Below are 17204 nucleotides of genomic sequence, written 5' to 3' on the forward strand. Positions count from 1 at the left end.
TGACCAGGCATTTTTGTCGATCAGCCAATTTCCGCTTGGGGGCCGAAAGCTCTCAGGCAACTGTTAGCTTCTCCCACAGGGCAACCGACATCAGACGGACGCCCGGTCCGGTCATAACACCCGTCCATGCACACGGACGCCCTGCACAGTCGCACGCGCCTGTCATCCCGGACGACCCAAACCGACTCCCGAACCCAAGGAATGCTCTTGTCACGACACCTGTCCTGGCGGAAGGCACTGGCCGTGCCCGCCGCCATCGCTCTTGCCCTCGGCGGCGCGGTGCTCACCGCAGCACCGGCCTCCGCTGCCGAAGCCGGCCTCACGGTCACCGCGCCGGCTCAGAACTCCACCGTCGACTCCCGCACCGTCACCGTCACCGGTTCCGTGTTCGGCGGCTCGACCGTCATCGTCTACGCGGCGGACGGCACCACCCCGCTCGCTCGGACCAACGTCGGCGGCAGCTTCGGCCAGCCCATCGACTACAGCCTCCAGCTCCCGACGTACGCGGACGACGCAACCGTCGCCCAGAACATCAAGGTCGGTGGCCTCTTCGGCGGCAGTGGCATCCCACAGGTCCCCGTCGACTTCTCCCTCCCGGCTGTCGCCCCCGTCTTCTCGGTCACGAGCCCGACCGAAGGCCAGGAGCTGGGCTCCCGCACGGTCACGTTCACCGGCACCGGCACCGACGGCTCCACCGTCAACGTGCTCGACACCAACGGAGACCGCGTCCCCGGCACCACCGCCGCCGTCGTCACGGGCGGCCAGTGGACCACCACCGGCACCTACGCCGACGACGCAGCCGTCGCTCAGACGGTCAACGTCAACCAGCTGACCGGCGGCGCAGGCCGCGGCGAAGAGACCGTGAACTTCACACTCCCGACCACCGTGCCCGCGCAGACCTTCGCGGTCACGAGCCCGACCGAAGGCCAGGAGCTGGGCTCCCGCACGGTCACGTTCACCGGCACCGGCACCGACGGCTCCACCGTCAACGTGCTCGACACCAACGGAGACCGCGTCCCCGGCACCACCGCCGCCGTCGTCACGGGCGGCCAGTGGACCACCACCGGCACCTACGCCGACGACGCAGCCGTCGCCCAGACCGTCAACGTCAACCAGGTCACCGGCGGCGCAGGCCGCGGCGAAGAGACCGTGAACTTCACGCTCCCGGTCAACACCGTCCTCGGCGCTCCGAGCATCACCAGCCCGACCGAGGGCCAGACGGTCGTCGGCGACCGCGTCACGTTCACGGGAACCGGCGAGCCCGGTGCGTACATCGGTCTCCTGACCGTGCCGACCGCCGCCCTCGACGAGGTCTCCGCGAACGCCCGCGCTGCAGCCGAGCCGGCCGACCCCGCCGACGACATCCTCGTCGACGAGAACGGTCAGTGGAGCGTCACGCTCGCCTTCGCACCGAACGCGTACACGACCGTCGCGATCCAGAGCACCGTCCCCGCCCCGACCGAGGTCGACCAGATCTCGGCTCCGTCCGAGCCCGTGTCCTTCACCCTCGCTGCGGCCCCGGCCGCTGTCGCACCGGGTGCAGCCACGCCGCCGGCAGCCAACGCCGGGAACTCCCTCGCGTCGACAGGTGTCGACGGCACCGCGTTCATCGGTCTCAGCGCCCTGCTGATGCTCGGTGGAGCCGCACTGCTCGTCGTCCGGAAGCGTCGCGCACAGCTCAGCTGATCTGACGCGCTCCCGAGCCCCGGGGTCCTGCCATGTGCAGGGCTCCGGGGCTTTCGCGTGCTTCCGCGGTCGACGGCAGAGCGGCGCGAGCGCAGGAGATCGGCGCGAGAGCAGGAGATCGGCGCGAGAGCAGGAGATCGGCGCGAGAGCAGGAGATCGGCGCGAGAGCAGGAGGAAACGGCGCCGGATGTCCTGCTGCGAGGCGGATGTCCTCCTGTGACGCGGACGGGCTGATCGTGCCGGGCCCGGAGACGGGCACCGCGGGCACCGCATGCACCGCGGGCACCGCGGGCACGAAAAGACTCCCCGCGCACCCGCCAGAGCCCGGTTACCCTTGCTGCGTTTCCGCCCTGGGGGAGTTGGCCTGGATGGCGCCACGCGGGGAGCCGTCACCCAGTGTACCCGAGCCGCGACCGGGTTGCGTACGCCCCGGTTGAGGCGTTGACTGGCGGATCTGGGACCACTGGCCCCAGATCACCGATCGACCGCCGTCCCCACGAACGGACGGCGCACCGATCGGGACCGCATCGAACGAGAGGACTCACATGACCGACGTCGTCATCGCCGGAGGACACGGACAGATCGCCCTGCACCTGCAGCGACTGCTCGCCGAAGCAGGACACTCCCCCGCCGGCATCATCCGCAACCCCGAGCAGGTGGGCGAACTCCAGGGCATCGGCTCACGAGCCATCGTCCTCGACCTCGAGCACTCCTCCGCGGCAGAACTGGCCGACGAACTCGCCGGAGCCGACGTCGTCGTGTTCGCGGCGGGAGCCGGCCCGAACAGCGGCGCCGACCGCAAGCTCACCCTCGACCGCGACGGCGCCATCCTCCTCGCCGAGGCCGCCGAGCTCGCCAAGGTCCCGCGCTACGTGATGGTCTCGTCGATGGGTGCCGACGACTTCGACCCCGACTCGGACGAGGTGTTCCAGGTCTACCTGCGGGCGAAGTCCGAGGCCGACGCCGACCTCCGCGGGCGCGACCTCGACTGGACGATCGTGCGCCCCGGTGGCCTGACGGACGACGCCCCGACCGGAACGATCACCGCCGCGACGACCACGGGCCGCGGCTCGATCCCGCGCGCCGACGTCGCCGCCGTGCTGTTCGCGCTCATCGAGTCGGGCGCGGCGTCCCGCACGCAGTTCGAGGTCATCGGCGGCGAGACCCCGATCCGCGAGGCGCTCGCGGCACTGTAGGTCCCTGCACCTCGACAGGCTCGGCGAACGGATCCCCGTTCCCGGGCCTGTCGTCGTTTCCGCAGAACACCCCACCCTTCGACAAGCTCAGGGACCGGAACTGGGACGGGCAACGAACACCGGTCACTGAGCCTGTCGACGTGCACACGAGACACCCCGCCCTTCGACAAGCTCAGGGACCGGAAGGGTGTCAGGGACCGGAGCGGGTTTCAAAGACCGGAGCGGGTTTCAAAGACCGGAGAACGTCTCACCGACCGGGTACGTGCTCGGTGCTCGGGTCCGCACAACCGACACACCCCACGGCTCCGAAGAGTTCCCTGACCCGCAGCGGCACCGTGTGCGCGGGACCTGGCGCACATATGGAGTTCCTGTGGGCGACACGTCCAGGGGTGTTACCTGTTCGTTATCAGTCCTAGGATCGGGCAACGGGTTCCGGCCCGGACGATGTACGCAGCGCGACGGAGGCCGACGATGGACCAACGCTACGACCCCGCGTTCCAGCGCGGACACACGGACGAACGCACGCGCCCGAACACCGGTGACACCGGCCGGCGCAGCCACCTCGCCTCGCTCGAGGAGATCGCCCCGCAGCTCATCCAGCCGCCCACCGACGGTCGCCCCGTCCGCCCGCCGACCGACGACCGGTTCGACGACGGCCCGCGCGCCCGGCCGTCCCGCGGCATGCCGTCGCAGGCCGACCGTCGCATCCACCCGTTCGAAGCTCAGACCGCTGACACCACGACGGTTGCCGATCAGCCTGGCTCGGCAGGTCCCGACGCGCAGCAGACCCAGCTCGCCCAGGAGCGATACGAGGAGTACCTCGACGCCGCCGACGCCCACCGCGTCCGCGCCGTCGTCTGGGAGCGAGTCCTCTGGATCGTCGGTGTCGTCCTCACCCTCGGCGGCGGCGTGGGACTGTGGCAGTCGTTCACCCTGCTCTACCGCGGGTTCGTCGGCGACAGCGGCCCGACCGACAATTACCTCTGGATGCAGTTCCTCGGAGCACTCGCCCCGACCCTCATCACGATCGGCCTCGCCACCATCGTCGCGCTGCTGTTCAAGCGCATGCTCGACCACGACCGCAGGAGCCGACCATGACCGAGCAGAGCAACACCAGCCGCGCCCCACGGGACACCGTCGCCGAACTGAAGCCGGCGCTGAACGCCGAGGAGTTCCAGGTGCTGGCCGAGCGCATCCTCGACAACGTCGAGCGCGTCCTCGACGGCAAGCCGTTCGCCGCGCGGATGGCGCTCATCGTGATGCTCGCCGAGGGTCACCTGCTCATCGAGGACGTCCCCGGCGTCGGTAAGACGGTCCTCGCGAAAGCCCTCGCCGCATCCGTCGGCAGCAGCGTCCGCCGCATCCAGTTCACGCCCGACCTGCTCCCGTCCGACGTCACGGGCGTCTCGATCTTCAACCAGGTGGACCGCGAGTTCGAGTTCAAGCCCGGCGCGGTCTTCGCGAACATCGTCATCGCCGACGAGATCAACCGCTCCTCGCCGAAAACCCAGTCGGCGTTGCTCGAGTCGATGGAAGAGCGTCAGGTGACGGTCGACGGCGAGACGCACGCCCTGCCGTCGCCGTTCACGGTCGTCGCCACACAGAACCCGCTCGAGATGGAGGGCACCTACGCTCTGCCGGAGGCCCAGCGAGACCGCTTCATGGCGCGCATCTCGATGGGATACCCCGACGCGTCCGCGGAGCTCGCGATGCTCCGCCAGCGCGACACGGTCAACCCGCTCGACACCATCGGTCCGGTCGCGTCACGCGGCGACGTCGAGCGCCTCATCGCCTGGGCCCGCGGCGTCTTCGTGTCGCCGATCGTCGAGCAGTACTGCGTCTCGCTCGTGCAGGCGACCCGTGTGCACCCCGAACTCCGCCTCGGCGCAAGCCCGCGTGCCACCCTGCAACTCGTCCGTGCGGCCAAGGTGCTCGCAGCGCTCGACGGCCGCGAGTTCGTCCTCCCCGACGACATCGACCAGCTGCTGGCGCCGGTCCTCGCCCACCGGCTCATCCCCACCCGCCGCGCGGTGAGCGCCCACGACCGCTCGGGCGTCCAGGCCGTCTCCGAAGTGCTCGCCGAGCTGCTGGAGCGGACACCCGTGCCGCACTCCGGTCGCACCGAGCTGAGGTCCTGAACCGATGGCCACGCACCGCGACCGCCGGATCGCCGTGAACCGGCAGCGGAGGTCCTGAGCCCATGAAGCGTCGCGTGCCGTTGACGAGACGCGCGGTCGGCGTGCTCGTCACGGCCGGCGTGTGCCTCATCTTCGCGCGCGGGATCGGCTCTCCGGAGCTGCTCGCAGCCGCCGGACTGCTCGTCGCGCTCGTCGCCGCCAGCTTCGGCGCGGTCTACCTCGAACGGCCGTCGCTCCGGGTCGACCGCACCACCCGGCCCGACCTCGTCGCGGTCGGCGGGCGGATCGCCGTCGAGGTCACGATCGCCGAGACGAGCGCGCTCCCCCACGTCCACACGGAGTGGAAGGACCGCGTGCCGCCCGGACTCGCCGGCAGCGCCGAGGGCACCCTGCCGAGTACCGGCGTCGCGGGCATCGGATCGCGACGGCGAACGGCCGAGTACACCGTGACGGCGCTGCGTCGCGGCGAGCACGAGGTCGGCCCGCTCGGACTCACCGTGAGCGACCCGTTCGGACTCGTCGTCCGTCGCCGCGACGTCGGCGGGACGCATGCGGTCGTCGTCCTACCGGAGGTCGTGGTCCTGCCCGAGATACCCGCGCTCACCGCCAGCCGCGACGGCTCCACGCGCCCGTCGTCGCTGCACGTCGGCGCTGGCGAGGACGACATCATCGCGCGCCCCTATCTGCCGGGAGACGCGATCCGCCGACTGCACTGGCGGGCGAGCGCGCACCACGGTGAGCTGATGGTGCGGCAGGAGGAGCAGCAGAACGACCCCGAGGCGACGGTCCTCCTCGACACCGCCGCGGCCCACTGGGTCTGGCCCGACGACGATCCGTCGTACCTGCCGGCGTTCGAGCAGGCCGTGTCGCTCGCGGCTTCGATCACCGCCCACCTCGTCGATGCCGACTACCGCGTCAACCTCCTCGGTGCCGGCACCGAGGAGCTGTCGCGCGAGATCAGTGCGAGATCCGCCGCCGGAGGCCTGCGGTCCAGCCCCGTCGGCGACATGGGCGACGCGCTCGCCCGCGGCGGGCAGCATCTCGAGGAGGACGACCTCGACGCCGCGCTGCTCGACCTGGCCCTCCTGCGTCCATCGGTCCGACCCGATCGGTTCCTCGACCTTTCACCCGTCATCGCCGCGCGCCGTTCGCAACCGGTCATCGCGATCCTCGGCGACGTCGAGGAGGGCGATCTCGGTGAGCTGACCGCGGTCGCGCACCTCTCACCACTCCCTGTCGCACTGCTCCCGGCCGGCGCGCGGCGTCGGTCCATCGAGCTCCTGGAGTCGGCCGGGTGGCGCTGCCACGTCGGCGAGCGCGGCGCATCGTTCCAGGCCCTGTGGTCCGGCACGAGCGGTCCGGTGACCACCACGCTGGCGCCGCAGTCTTCCGGCCGGGGCGGTCGTGGTGGTCGGGGCGGTCGTCGGGGTGCCGGAGGTGCGTATGTCCGTCGCTGAGGAACGCCGCGCGGCGGCCGCCGCCCGTGGCCGAGTGTCGTCTCGCGGAGGCGTGCCGTCGGGCGTCCGTCCTGGTGCCGGCTCGTCGAACCCACGGCGACCGTCCCGCGGTGGAACCAGCGGCGGGTCGTGGTCGGGAGGCGCCGGCGGACGCCGCGACGACCCGCGCGACACCGCGAACGTCGGCGACCTGCGTCTGGGACTCGCCGCCTTCCTGCTCCTCGCGACGGGTGGCCTCGGGTTCGGGCGGGTGCTCGACGCGCTCGACTGGTGGTTCGTCACGAACCTCGTCATCGCGATCGTCCTCGCCACGGCGATCCTCCTCCGGCGCACGAGACTGCCGGCGGTGTTCGTGTGGCTCGGCGCCGGCATCGCATGGCTGCTGACGATCACGCTGTTCTTCGCCAGTGAGACGGCGATCATCGGCATCGTCCCGACGCCGACGACGCTCGGCGCCTTCGAACGGTTGCGCGACGCCGGGTTCCAGACCTTCCACGACGGCTCGGCCCCACTCGACACCGACGCCGGCGTGGTCTTCGTCATGGCCGCGGGCGGCGGGCTCGTCGCGCTGGCGGTCGCCTGGCTCGTGCTCGGCCGCCACGCACCGGTGCTCGCGGCCGTCCTCGTCTTCGCCGTGTACGCCGGGCCGACCGTCGCCGTGTCGTTCCCGCTCGATCCGTGGGTGTTCGCGTTCGTCGCCCTCTCCTTCCTCTGGCTGCTCCGCGAGGACGTCCGGCGCCGCGAGTTGCTGCGAGCGCTCGCCTCGGCCCGGGCTGCCGGCGACGGACGCGGCGCCGGACCGTCGGCGATGACCGGTGCCGGTCGCTTCGGAGGCCTCGGTCCGGCCGTCCTCGTCAGTGCCGTCGCGGTGGTCGTCGCGCTCCTCACACCGGCTGTGCTCCCGGACCTCGCCGTCCGGGACGTGACCGCCGGCGCCCGCGGGAGCGGTCCGTTCGTGAACGGCATCAACCCGCTCATCTCACTCGGCCAGAGTCTGCGGCGCCCCGCGAACACCACCGCGCTCGAGTACACGACCACCGCGGACGAACCGCCGTACCTCAAGGTCACCGACCTCAACGAGTTCACCGGCACCGTCTGGGGACCGGACAACTCGGGCTACAACGACGGCAACACGCTCGACGCCTTCCCCGCGCCGGCCGGACTCAGCGAGGCGATCCCGGTGGAGACCTTCGAGACGACGGTCACGGTGGACTCGCTGTCGAGCCCGTGGCTGCCCTTGCCGTATCCGACGCAGCAGGTCGACGGGCTCCGCGGTGACTGGCGGTTCGAGGCAGCCGGGCTGACGGCGATGGCGGAGCGTGGATCCACCCGCGGGCAGACCTACACGGCGACGAGTACCGCGATCCTGCCGACCGCACAGCAGATGCGCGACGTCCCGCCGGTCGCCGACCCGGCGTCAGCCGCCCCCTATCTCGAGCTGCCCGACGACCTGCCGCAGATCATCCGTGACACCGCTGCGGACGTGACGGCGACCGCCTCCACCGACTACGACCGCGCGATCGCCCTGCAGCGCTACTTCCGCAGCACCTTCGAGTACTCGGAGTCGGCACCCGTCGAGGAGGGCTTCGACGGCAGCGGCGCCGAGGTCATCGCGACGTTCCTGGAGCGCAAGGCCGGCTATTGCATCCACTTCTCGTCCGCCATGGCCGTGATGTCGCGCGTCCTCGGCATCCCCGCGCGCATCGCCATCGGGTACCTGCCGGGCACGACGATCGACAACACCCCGGCGAACCGCGACACCTACATCGTCACCTCGGACCAGTTGCACGCCTGGCCGGAGCTGTACTTCGAGGGCGTTGGCTGGGTGCCGTTCGAGCCGACGGCCAGCCGCGGGGTCGTGACGCAGTTCAGCGACGCGAGCACGGCGACGCCCGGCAGCGGATCGGTGAGTCCCGACAGCCGTCCGGCTCCGACCGCGGCGCCGACCCCCACCCCCACCGCGGACGCGCTCGGCGGACCGACCTCGACCCGGTCCGACGGGGCGTTCACCGCCGCCCTCGTTCCGCTCGCGATCCTGCTCGGCGTGCTGGTGCTGCTCGCCACCCCGTCGATCGCCCGGGGTCTCCGGCGTGCGGCCGGGCGTCGGCGTGCACTGGGCGACGGGACCTCGGCGGGCTGGGCCTGGGCGGAGTTCCTCGACACCGCCCGCGACCTCGGTTTCCCCGTGACGTCGGCGGAGTCACCCCGTGGATTCGCGTCGAGGCTGCGCGGGCAGTTCCGGATCGAGTCGCCGGCCGTCGACCGGCTCGTGGCGGCGGTCGAGCGGGAGAGCTATGCGCCGAGCGCTGGAGAGCGACGCGACATCGGGGGCGATCCCCGGATCGGTTCCTCGGCTGGTGGTGCGGCGAGCGCCGGTTCGGTCGACGCGGCGTTGGCTGACGCGAAAGCGACCCTGCGGTCGGCGAGTCAGCCGCTCGAACGCGTGCTCGCGGCCGTCCTCCCGCGGTCGCTCGTGCTGCGGCGTGATCAACGGGTGGACTGGCGGCCGCCTGCTGCGAGCTGACGCGAGTGGCGCTCCGTGCCGGTGTGTTCGACCGCTCGCGTTCGTGGTCGGCCGGGCTCGGCCGGGCTCGGAGCGCGGCGGCGGGGCCGGGTGGCGCGCGGCGGTCCGGGAACCAGGTATGCTGCTATCTGGCCGTTTTTCACAAACTGCCTTGGAGAATTCGCCTAGTGGCCTATGGCGCACGCTTGGAAAGCGTGTTGGGTTAACGCCCTCGGGGGTTCGAATCCCCCATTCTCCGCCAGCTGCACCATGAACGCCCCGCCTCGTGCGGGGCGTTCTGCGTTTCCGGGTCTCCCCAGCGACGTATCCCCGTGGTGCCAGCGCGGTGCGCTGGCGTGAGCGCGGGTCACACGCGTGAGCGCGGGTCTCCGGAGGGGCGCGCTCAGGGCTACGACCCGCGCCCACGCCGAACTCGTTGGTTTCGTGTCAGCGCACCGCGCTGACGCCGAGTCCGTCCAACTCACGTCAGCGCACCGCGCCGAGCAGATCGATCATTCGAGGGTTGACAGTTAGAACTCAAAGCGTTAGCGTTCTAACCATGGATGATGAGACACCCGATTTCAGCAGCACACTCCAACTGCTCCGCTGGATCGCGTGGGCACAACGCAAAGCCGGCGAAGACTGGATCCGCGCTCGCGAACTCACGCACGAGCAGGCCTTCGTCCTCGGGTACCTCGTCCAGCATCCAGGCTCCATCCAACGCGACATCGCCGAGGTGAGCCGGACGAGCGCCGCCAGCGTCTCGAGCCTCCTGCAGGGACTCGAACGCCGAGCGCTCGTGGAACGACGCGCCGAAGCGGGGAACGCCCGCACCAAGCGGGTCTTCGCCACGCAGCGCGGCACCGACCTCATCGCCGGGTTCGAGACCGCGATGGCCGATGCCGACGACAGCATCCTCACCCCGTTGGACCAGAGCGAACGCGACACCCTGCACGCTCTGCTCACGAAGCTCACGGCACACCTGCCGCAGCCGACCCGCTGATCACCGCTCGGGAACCCGAGCTCACTGACCACGCGCCGAGACCACTCGCCGCGTCATCCGCCGACCGCCGCATGCGATGGCGACCGCGAATGACACGACGGCGCTGTCCGTCGCGCCCGAACGCCTGCTGAGCCCGACCGCTCGGCCCGCGCCGGACGACCACCCCACCAACGAACCCTCGCCGCGCCGGCGCTCATCGTCGCGCCCGGAACCTGCCCGAAACGGAGCCTGCCATGCACCCCGAAGACCTCACCGATTCCCCGACCGGAACGCCCCTGCCCCACAGCACCGCACCGTCGACGGCCACCGCGCCACCGACCGTCACCACAGCCTCGACCGACACCGCACCCTCGACCGACACCGCGACATCGACCGACACCGCACCATCGACCGCCGCCGACACGGTCGGCAGCAACCGCTGGTACCTCGCGACCGCCCCGATCATCCGGGCACTCATCCATCTGTGCGTCCCGATGGCGGCGGCCCTGGTCGTCAGCGCCGTCTACAACCTCATCAACGCGGGTGTCGTCGGCTCGCTGCACGACACCACCCTGCTCGCCGCGATCACGCTCGGAGCCCCGATCCTCGGACTGATCATGGCGATCGGCGACCTGTTCGGCGTCGGCGGCGGCGCGCTCATCTCCAGGCTCCTGGGCGCCTCCGAACACGACCCGGTAAAGGCCGGAGACATCAAACGGACCGCCTCCTTCTCCGTCTGGGGCGCGTTCCTGACGGGCGCCGTCCTGGGCGGGATCGGCCTCGTGTTCCTCGGCCCGCTCGTGTCGCTGCTCGGGGCGGACGCGGTCACCGCACCCGCGACCTCGGCGTTCATCGGCGTCATGCTCGCGTTCGTCCCCGTCATGGCGACCGCGTTCTGCCTGGAACAGCTCGTGCGGGCCGAGGGTGCCGCCCGTCAGGTGATGATCGCCCTCATCGCGTCGGCCGTGGCGAACCTCGTCCTCGATCTCGTCTTTATCCTCGGGTTCGGCTGGGGCGTCGCCGGCGCGGCACTCGCGATGGGCCTGGCGAACCTCGGCGTCCTCGTCTACTTCGTGGCGTGGCTGCAGCGCAACAGCGAGCACGTCAGCCTGGCACCGCGCTGGTTCACCCTGTCGCCGACGATCCTCAAGCCGGTCCTCGGTGTCGGGGTCAGCACGCTCCTGCAGTCGGGGTTCCTCATCGTCACCGCGCTCGTGTTGAACACGCTGGCTGCGGCCTACGGAGACGCCCCGCTCGCCGCCATGGGCGTCGCGGTCCGGATCGCCCAGGTGCCCGAGTTCCTGGTCATGGGTGTCACCTTCGGTGTGCTCCCGCTGCTCGCCTATGCGTTCGGCAAGGGCGACGGCGCGCGCCTCCGGTCGGCTCTCCGCGCCTCGGCACTCACCGTCGGCGGGATCTCGGTCCTCTTCGCCGGCGTCGTCCTCGTCCTGCGCGAACCGATCGTCTCCGCGTTCATCGCCGACCCCGCCGTCCTCGGTCTCGGCGTCACGATCCTCGTCGCCCAGCTCACCGCCATGATCGCCAACGGGTTCACCGGACTCATCACCTCGCTCTTCCAAGCGACCGGGCGAGCGCTCCCCGCGGCGGTCATGGCCGTCACCCAGGGCGTGTTGTTCGTCCCGATCGTCCTCCTCGGCAACCTGTGGTTCGGACTCGGTGGCATCGTCTGGTCGCTCACCGTCACGGAGGTCATCGTCTTCCTGGTCGGTGTCCTACTCTGGCTCGGCTCGCGACGCGCCATCGACCGTGGCCTCGCAGCCGGTTCGCCGGAGCGTGCCGAGGCCCAACTCGCCGACGCCTGACGAACTGCCAGCGCGGTGCGCTGACGCGAGCGCGGGTCACACGCGTGAGCGCGGGTCTCCAGAGGGCCGCGGCGACGTCCACGACCCGCGCTCACGCCGATTGCAGCGATCTCACGTCGGCGCACCGCGCCGGCCCCCACACCACCGCACTCGGGTCGGGGCACCGCGCTGGCGACATCCCGCCGGGCGCGCGGGCCGTCCCGGGAGCATCACCCCGTCGAGGCGTCCAGGAGTATCCGCATCACCGCGTTCTCGATGAGCACCCCACGACGCTCGACCCGCTGCTCGCGGACCACGACGAAGCCGTGGCGCTCGAACACCGGCTGCGCCGTCCGACTCGCCTGCACGGTCACCTCGTGGAGCCCCACCGCCCGGGCCTCGTCGAGCACCTGACGGATGAGCGCGGACCCGACGCCGTGTCGTCCCGCGTCCGGATCGACGAACAGCATGTCGAGGTAGCCGATCTCGACGTCCAGATCGGTGAAACCGACCGCCGCGTCGTCGAGCTCGGCCACCCACGTCGTCACCGCGGCACGTCGGTCGGCCCAGTCGTCCAGCACGGCGCCTGCCGGTTCGTCCGGCACCCAGGCGGCGAGCTGCTCGGCCGTGTAGTGAGCGGCTGCGGTCACCCGCACCGCGCGTTCGAAGATCGACCTGGTCGCTCGCGCATCGGTGTCGCGGTAGCGGCGGATCCTGAGGTCGTCGAGCACGCGCGTCAGCTTAGCCGGAGCACGGGGGCTCCGCGGGCAAGCGACCTCAGCCCTCGAACGCCGGGATCTCCGAGAGATCGGTGTACACGGGGATCCCGCGCTCACGGGCGATCGCGACGTCGGTGTCGGCACCGGACGACTCCCCCGGCAACCGGAGCACGGCGTCGCAGTGCTGGAGCAGCCGCCTCGCCGTCTCGTACATCACGTCGCCGTCGCCGTCGCCCGACACGATGTCGATGCCACTCAGGATCGGCAGCGCGACCCACTCCCCGATCATCGGGACGTGACCGAGCGCGTAGATCGGCGCTGCAGCGGCCTCGAGTCGTTCCAGGTTGCGGGCGATGGCATCGGGATCACCACCGGTCCCGGAACGGTAGGGGCCGGCGATGAGGATGAGGAGTGGCGTTGTCATGTCCAGCACTGTATCGTTAACCGTGCACGATCGTGCAACATCATGAAGGAGCACGCATGTTGAGCGCCCAACGCCGATCGCACCTGCTCGACCTCCTCGACCGCGACGGGCGGATCGTCGCGAAGGACGCCGCCGCTGCGCTCGGACTCTCCGAGGACTCGATCCGCCGAGACCTCCGCGAGTTGGCCGAAGCAGGCCTCTGCGTCCGCGTCTACGGCGGCGCACTCCCGGTCGCCGCGGCCGATCGCCCGTTCCGGGATCGACTGTCCCTCGGGACGGCCAGCAAGGAGCGCGTCGCCCGCATCGCCGCCGAGCGGATCCGACCGGGCAGCACCGTCATCATCGACGCCGGCACCACCGCGCTCGCGCTCGCACGACTCCTCCCGGACGACCCGACCCTCACCGTCATCACCCCGAGCCCGGCGGTCGCCCTCGCCGTGGCGGAGCACTCGCCGGCGCGCGTCATCATGATCGGCGGCGAACTCGGACGTCACTCCATGGTCGCGGGCGGCGCTCTCGCCGCTGAAGCCATCCGTCACCTGAGCGCCGACGCCTGCTTCCTCGGCGTCACGGGCTTCCATCCCGAACACGGCCTCACCACCGGCGACCTCGACGACGCCGCGACGAAACGCGCCCTCGCCGAGCACAGCACCGACGTCTACATCCTCGCGAGTGAGGAGAAGATCGGGGCCGTCTCCCGGTACCCGGTGCTCGACGTCGGCGAGGTCACCGAGGTCATCGTCGACCCGAAGACGGACGGATAGGACCGTGGATGCGGCCCGGGGATCAGACGTGCAGGATCGTCAGGAGCGCGGGTAGGTCTCCGCGAGGAACGCCGCGTAGCCACCCGGGGTCCGGCCGCGTCGCCGACCCGAGGTCTCGACGGGTGTATCCAGCGTCGGCACGACCCGGAGACCCGCTGCCCGCGCACGCTCGACGAGATCGACGTCCTCGTGCTCGGCCAGCTCACGGAAGCCGCCGAGTTCGTCGAGCCGATCGGCACGGACACCCAGGTTGGCCCCATGCACGTTGCCCGGCAGATGTCCGGGCGGGTGGGTCTCCATCCAGCGCTCGATGTCGCGCTCGGAGAAGTCCGTGAAGTCGGGGCGGACGGTCCCCAGGAGGACGTCGACACCGTCGTCGAAGGCATCGGCGTGCACGGAGAACCAAGCTTCCGGAACACGCGAGTCGGCGTCGGTGTTGGCGATCCACCGCTCTGACACGTCGGCAGCACCCGATCCCACAGCACGCGATCCCATAGCGGCCGCGACACCGGCTAGCCGGGCCGCGCCGACACTGCGCTCGTCGATGACGACGGTGACCGCCTCCTCGGGATCACAGCCCGCCAACCGCTCCCGCACGATCCGCGCCGTGTCGTCGCGACAGTCGTCGAGCACCATGACGATCCCCACCTGCAGCTCGGGACGACGACGCAGCACGGCGGCACGCGCGACGAGCAGCGCGTCGAGGCATGCCCCGATCAGCTCCTCCTCGTCGTGTGCGGGCACGACGGCATCGATCCGTCGCAGCATCAGCCCGTCAGACCGTCCACCGCGGCGACGCTCGCCTCGTCGGCGGGCACGAGGACGTCGAGCAGGAAGTCGTCCTCGACGTGCTGGATGGACCGACGGCCGGGCCAGCGTTCGAGCAAGCGGCGATGGACGTACTCGGCCGAGGTCGTGGCGTGGTCGTCGGGGTGCCGCCAGTGACACGCGACGATGCTCCCGCCGGGCGTGAGCGAGCCGAGGAGGTGGTCGATGACCCGATCGAGGTCGGTCGCCGACAGGTAGTAGCCGACCTCAGACATGACCACGAGGTCGAAGACACCACTCGGCCAGTCGTCCGGGAGCGTGCCCCGTTCGAACCGGGCGTTGGGCACCCGTCGATGGGCGATCTCGAGGGGCGCCTCGGCGATGTCGACCCCGAGCACGGCGTCGCTGCGGTCCGCGAGCCGCTCCGTGAGGACGCCCGTCGCGCAGCCGAGTTCGAGCACCGAGCCGTAGCGCTGGCGCGGCAGGGCGGCGAGGAGGACCCGACGTTTGCGCTCCTCATACCAGGACCCGAAGTCCCAGCCGTCGGGGTGGTCGCGGTAGTGGTCCTCGAACGACTCCTTCGAGCGCGAGGTGGTGTCGGCAGTCACGACGGTGTCCGTCGCGGTGGCGTTGTCGGTGGGGTCGGTGACCGCCGCCGCACCCGCATCCGGCTCGCTGTCGGGCTCAAGGTCCAGTGCACGCCCGTTCGGGAACAGGACCTCGAACCGCCGCGCGTAGTGCTGCAGGTGGTGATGGTCGACGATCGCCTCATCGCCCGGCGCATCCGAGAGCGGCTCCGTCTGCGAGGGGTAGGCGTCCATCGCGGCGATCTTCGCCCCGTGCGCAGCCGCGTCGAGCGGGACGATACGCGCCTCGGGCCACGGCAGGGTCGCGTCGTCGGTGTCGGCCCAGTGCCAGAGCCAGATGGGGAACTCCACGAGCGCGAGGTCGAGCTCGGTCGCGAGGGCCGTGGCGAGTTCGCCCGCGATCCGGTGGTCGCGGTGCCCGTCGCCGCGCCAGGGGGCGACGATGAGCGGTCGTGATCCGGCGGTGGCGACGGCTGCCCGCAGTCGCTGCGCGATGCCCACGCGTTCGGCGTCGAGGCCGCCGTCCGGGATGCGCAGGACGTCGTGCCCGACCGTCGGGTGGAGACGACCGACAGCATCGATGAACTCGGCCTCCCGGCGCGGGGCGAGTTCCTCGGGGGTGGTGGTCGGCGAGTCGGGGTGCGATCCCTCGCCGAGGGTCACGAGGAGGACCTCGACCGGGATCCCGGCGGCCGCGGCGGCCGCGATCAGCCCGCCGGCTCCGAGCGACTCGTCGTCGGGGTGCGGCGACAGCACGACGACGCCCGTGGCATGACGCCAGCCGTCCCAGACGGGCAGGTCGAGCTCGTGCAAGCGGGTCGCCCAGGCGGCTGCCGACGTGCCGGGGTCGCGGTGGTCGAACGCGGGCATCAGTCGGCCTCCACCAGCATGCGGCCGTAGCGCGCGAGGTCGCGGTCGCCGTGGTCCTGCTGGACGTAGAGCTCGAGGTCGGACATCCGGGCGAGGTAGGCGGGTTCGGAGGTGAGCGGGCCGGGGCCGAGTGCTCCGAGCACCCCGGCGCGGATGGCGTCGACCCGACCCCGGACCGTCGACCGCACGCGCTGGGCGAGGCGCGGGCCGGCCGTGTCGTCGGCGTGGCCGTGTTCGATGGCCTGGGCCGCGTCGGCGATCGCCTGCTCGGCGATCGAGAGGTCGACGGCCGCGGCGCCGAGCGTGCGCAGGAGGAGGTCGGCGTCGGGTCGCGTGCGTGCCGCGGCGAGCAGGCGGTCGACGAGCGTGATCGCGCCGCCCCACCAGCAGGCGGCGACGCCGATCCCGCCCCAGGAGAAGCCGGGGCGTCGCAGGTACCACCCGTCGTCGCCGACCGGGGACGCGGGGACCCCGTCGAAGCCGACCGGGCCACTCGGGACGAGCGGCAGTCCGCGGGCGAGCCACACGCTGTCGTCGGTCGTGACCCCTGGATCGGTGAGTGCGACGGCGAACAGCCGCCGCTCGCCCGGCGCGGTGTGGGCGGTGACGAGCGCGTCGCTCAGGTGGGAGGCGAGGGAGCACCACGGCTTGGTGCCCGACAGCTGCCAGGCGTCGTCGACCAGGGTCGCGTCGAGACGCAGCCCGGGCGCCTCGGCCGCGAAGACCCCCCAGGTGGAGACGGCCGGCGGTTCGAGGTCGGCCTGATGCAGGATGGCCAGTGCGTCGAGGTGCGGTTCGACGACGCGTGCGAGCGTGACGTCGGCCGCCGCGATGGCGCCGAGTCCCGCGAAGACGCGCCCGGCGGTGCGCTGTTCGAGCGGACCGACGAGTCGCACGGCCGTGGAGGTGAAGGCCAGGCGCGACTCGATGCTCGCCAACGATCCCGTCGCCGCGTCGTGCAGAGCGTCGAGGTCGAGGGAGGTGCCGCTGGAAGGCCAGGCGGTCGACTGCAGACGGATCATGCGATCCGCGTCTGGTGTCGGGGTTCCATCGGTGCGCGCATGCGACCTCCTCGCGTCGTGGAGGTCCAAGTCTCGCACCGCCGCGCGCCGCCGCCCGACCCTGGACCGCGACCATCGACCCTGGTAGTGCGTCAGCGCGGTGCGCTGACGCGAGCGCGGGTCTCCGGAGGGATGCCAGCGCGGTGCGCTGACGCGAGCGCGGGTCATGGACGTGAGCGCGGGTCTCCAGAGGGGCGCGCTCGTTCGCCTGACCCGCGCTCACGCCGATTCCCTCGGGTTCGCATCA

Annotated in this window: 14 protein-coding genes, 1 tRNA gene and 1 other RNA gene; 10 read left to right on the forward strand and 6 right to left on the reverse strand. The window is 71.3% G+C overall.

Translation table 11 applies throughout. The features are described from left to right. Positions 1-207: 207 nt before the first annotated feature. A complete protein-coding gene (locus AC4PMY_RS11660) occupies positions 208-1686 on the forward strand; it encodes an LPXTG cell wall anchor domain-containing protein (protein WP_491622795.1) in 1479 nt (492 codons plus the stop codon). 294 nt (positions 1687-1980) lie between these two features. Here the strand turns inward: AC4PMY_RS11660 and ffs are convergent. Then, positions 1981-2077: signal recognition particle sRNA small type (ffs, locus tag AC4PMY_RS11665), an RNA gene on the reverse strand. A gap of 154 nt (positions 2078-2231) precedes the next feature. On the opposite strand from ffs, the gene AC4PMY_RS11670 reads away from it, so the two are divergent. From AC4PMY_RS11670 to AC4PMY_RS11705, 8 genes are all read left to right on the forward strand, one after another. Further along, the gene (locus tag AC4PMY_RS11670) at positions 2232-2882 is read left to right on the forward strand and encodes an SDR family oxidoreductase (RefSeq protein WP_121293855.1); all 651 of its coding nucleotides are present in this window, start codon (positions 2232-2234) and stop codon (positions 2880-2882) included. A gap of 471 nt (positions 2883-3353) precedes the next feature. Next, a complete protein-coding gene (locus AC4PMY_RS11675) occupies positions 3354-3980 on the forward strand; it encodes a hypothetical protein (RefSeq protein ID WP_491622796.1) in 627 nt (208 codons plus the stop codon). Beyond that, entirely contained in the window at positions 3977-5020 is a 1044-nt protein-coding gene (locus tag AC4PMY_RS11680; protein ID WP_491622797.1) for an AAA family ATPase, read from the forward strand. The genes AC4PMY_RS11675 and AC4PMY_RS11680 overlap by 4 nt, the downstream gene beginning before the upstream one ends. Positions 5021-5082: 62 nt before the next feature. Beyond that, positions 5083-6477, forward strand: a complete 1395-nt coding sequence (locus AC4PMY_RS11685; RefSeq protein ID WP_491622798.1) for a DUF58 domain-containing protein — start codon at positions 5083-5085, stop codon at positions 6475-6477. Next, positions 6464-9001 carry a transglutaminase TgpA family protein gene (locus AC4PMY_RS11690; RefSeq protein ID WP_491622799.1) on the forward strand — a complete coding sequence of 846 codons (2538 nt, stop codon included), beginning with the start codon at positions 6464-6466 and terminating at the stop codon, positions 8999-9001. The genes AC4PMY_RS11685 and AC4PMY_RS11690 overlap by 14 nt, the downstream gene beginning before the upstream one ends. Positions 9002-9154: 153 nt before the next feature. Then, positions 9155-9242 (forward strand) — tRNA-Ser (locus AC4PMY_RS11695). 297 nt (positions 9243-9539) lie between these two features. Beyond that, a complete protein-coding gene (locus AC4PMY_RS11700; protein WP_285038943.1) occupies positions 9540-9983 on the forward strand; it encodes a MarR family winged helix-turn-helix transcriptional regulator in 444 nt (147 codons plus the stop codon). 233 nt (positions 9984-10216) lie between these two features. Further along, positions 10217-11785, forward strand: a complete 1569-nt coding sequence (locus AC4PMY_RS11705) for an MATE family efflux transporter (RefSeq protein WP_491622800.1) — start codon at positions 10217-10219, stop codon at positions 11783-11785. Between the two features lie 209 nt (positions 11786-11994). Here the strand turns inward: AC4PMY_RS11705 and AC4PMY_RS11710 are convergent, their stop codons facing one another. Beyond that, on the reverse strand, positions 11995-12495 hold the full coding sequence (locus tag AC4PMY_RS11710; protein WP_491622801.1) for a GNAT family N-acetyltransferase: 501 nt from the start codon (positions 12493-12495) through the stop codon (positions 11995-11997). Positions 12496-12541: 46 nt separating this feature from the next. Beyond that, entirely contained in the window at positions 12542-12907 is a 366-nt protein-coding gene (locus AC4PMY_RS11715) for a DUF4406 domain-containing protein (RefSeq protein ID WP_491622802.1), read from the reverse strand. Positions 12908-12963: 56 nt separating this feature from the next. On the opposite strand from AC4PMY_RS11715, the gene AC4PMY_RS11720 reads away from it, so the two are divergent. After that, the gene (locus AC4PMY_RS11720; RefSeq protein ID WP_491622803.1) at positions 12964-13671 is read left to right on the forward strand and encodes a DeoR/GlpR family DNA-binding transcription regulator; all 708 of its coding nucleotides are present in this window, start codon (positions 12964-12966) and stop codon (positions 13669-13671) included. 39 nt (positions 13672-13710) lie between these two features. Here AC4PMY_RS11720 and AC4PMY_RS11725 read toward each other — a convergent pair whose 3' ends face one another. The 3 genes from AC4PMY_RS11725 to AC4PMY_RS11735 are packed head-to-tail and all read right to left on the reverse strand — an operon-like array spanning position 13711 to position 16918. Then, positions 13711-14415, reverse strand: coding sequence for a glycosyltransferase family 2 protein (locus AC4PMY_RS11725; protein WP_231884317.1), 705 nt, complete (start codon positions 14413-14415; stop codon positions 13711-13713). A gap of 23 nt (positions 14416-14438) precedes the next feature. Further along, positions 14439-15896 carry a PIG-L family deacetylase gene (locus AC4PMY_RS11730; protein WP_491622804.1) on the reverse strand — a complete coding sequence of 486 codons (1458 nt, stop codon included), beginning with the start codon at positions 15894-15896 and terminating at the stop codon, positions 14439-14441. Further along, on the reverse strand, positions 15896-16918 hold the full coding sequence (locus AC4PMY_RS11735; protein WP_064294970.1) for an acyl-CoA/acyl-ACP dehydrogenase: 1023 nt from the start codon (positions 16916-16918) through the stop codon (positions 15896-15898). The genes AC4PMY_RS11730 and AC4PMY_RS11735 overlap by 1 nt, the downstream gene beginning before the upstream one ends. Positions 16919-17204 lie beyond the last annotated feature (286 nt).

Source organism: Plantibacter sp. MDV22-iso1, assembly GCF_058408345.1.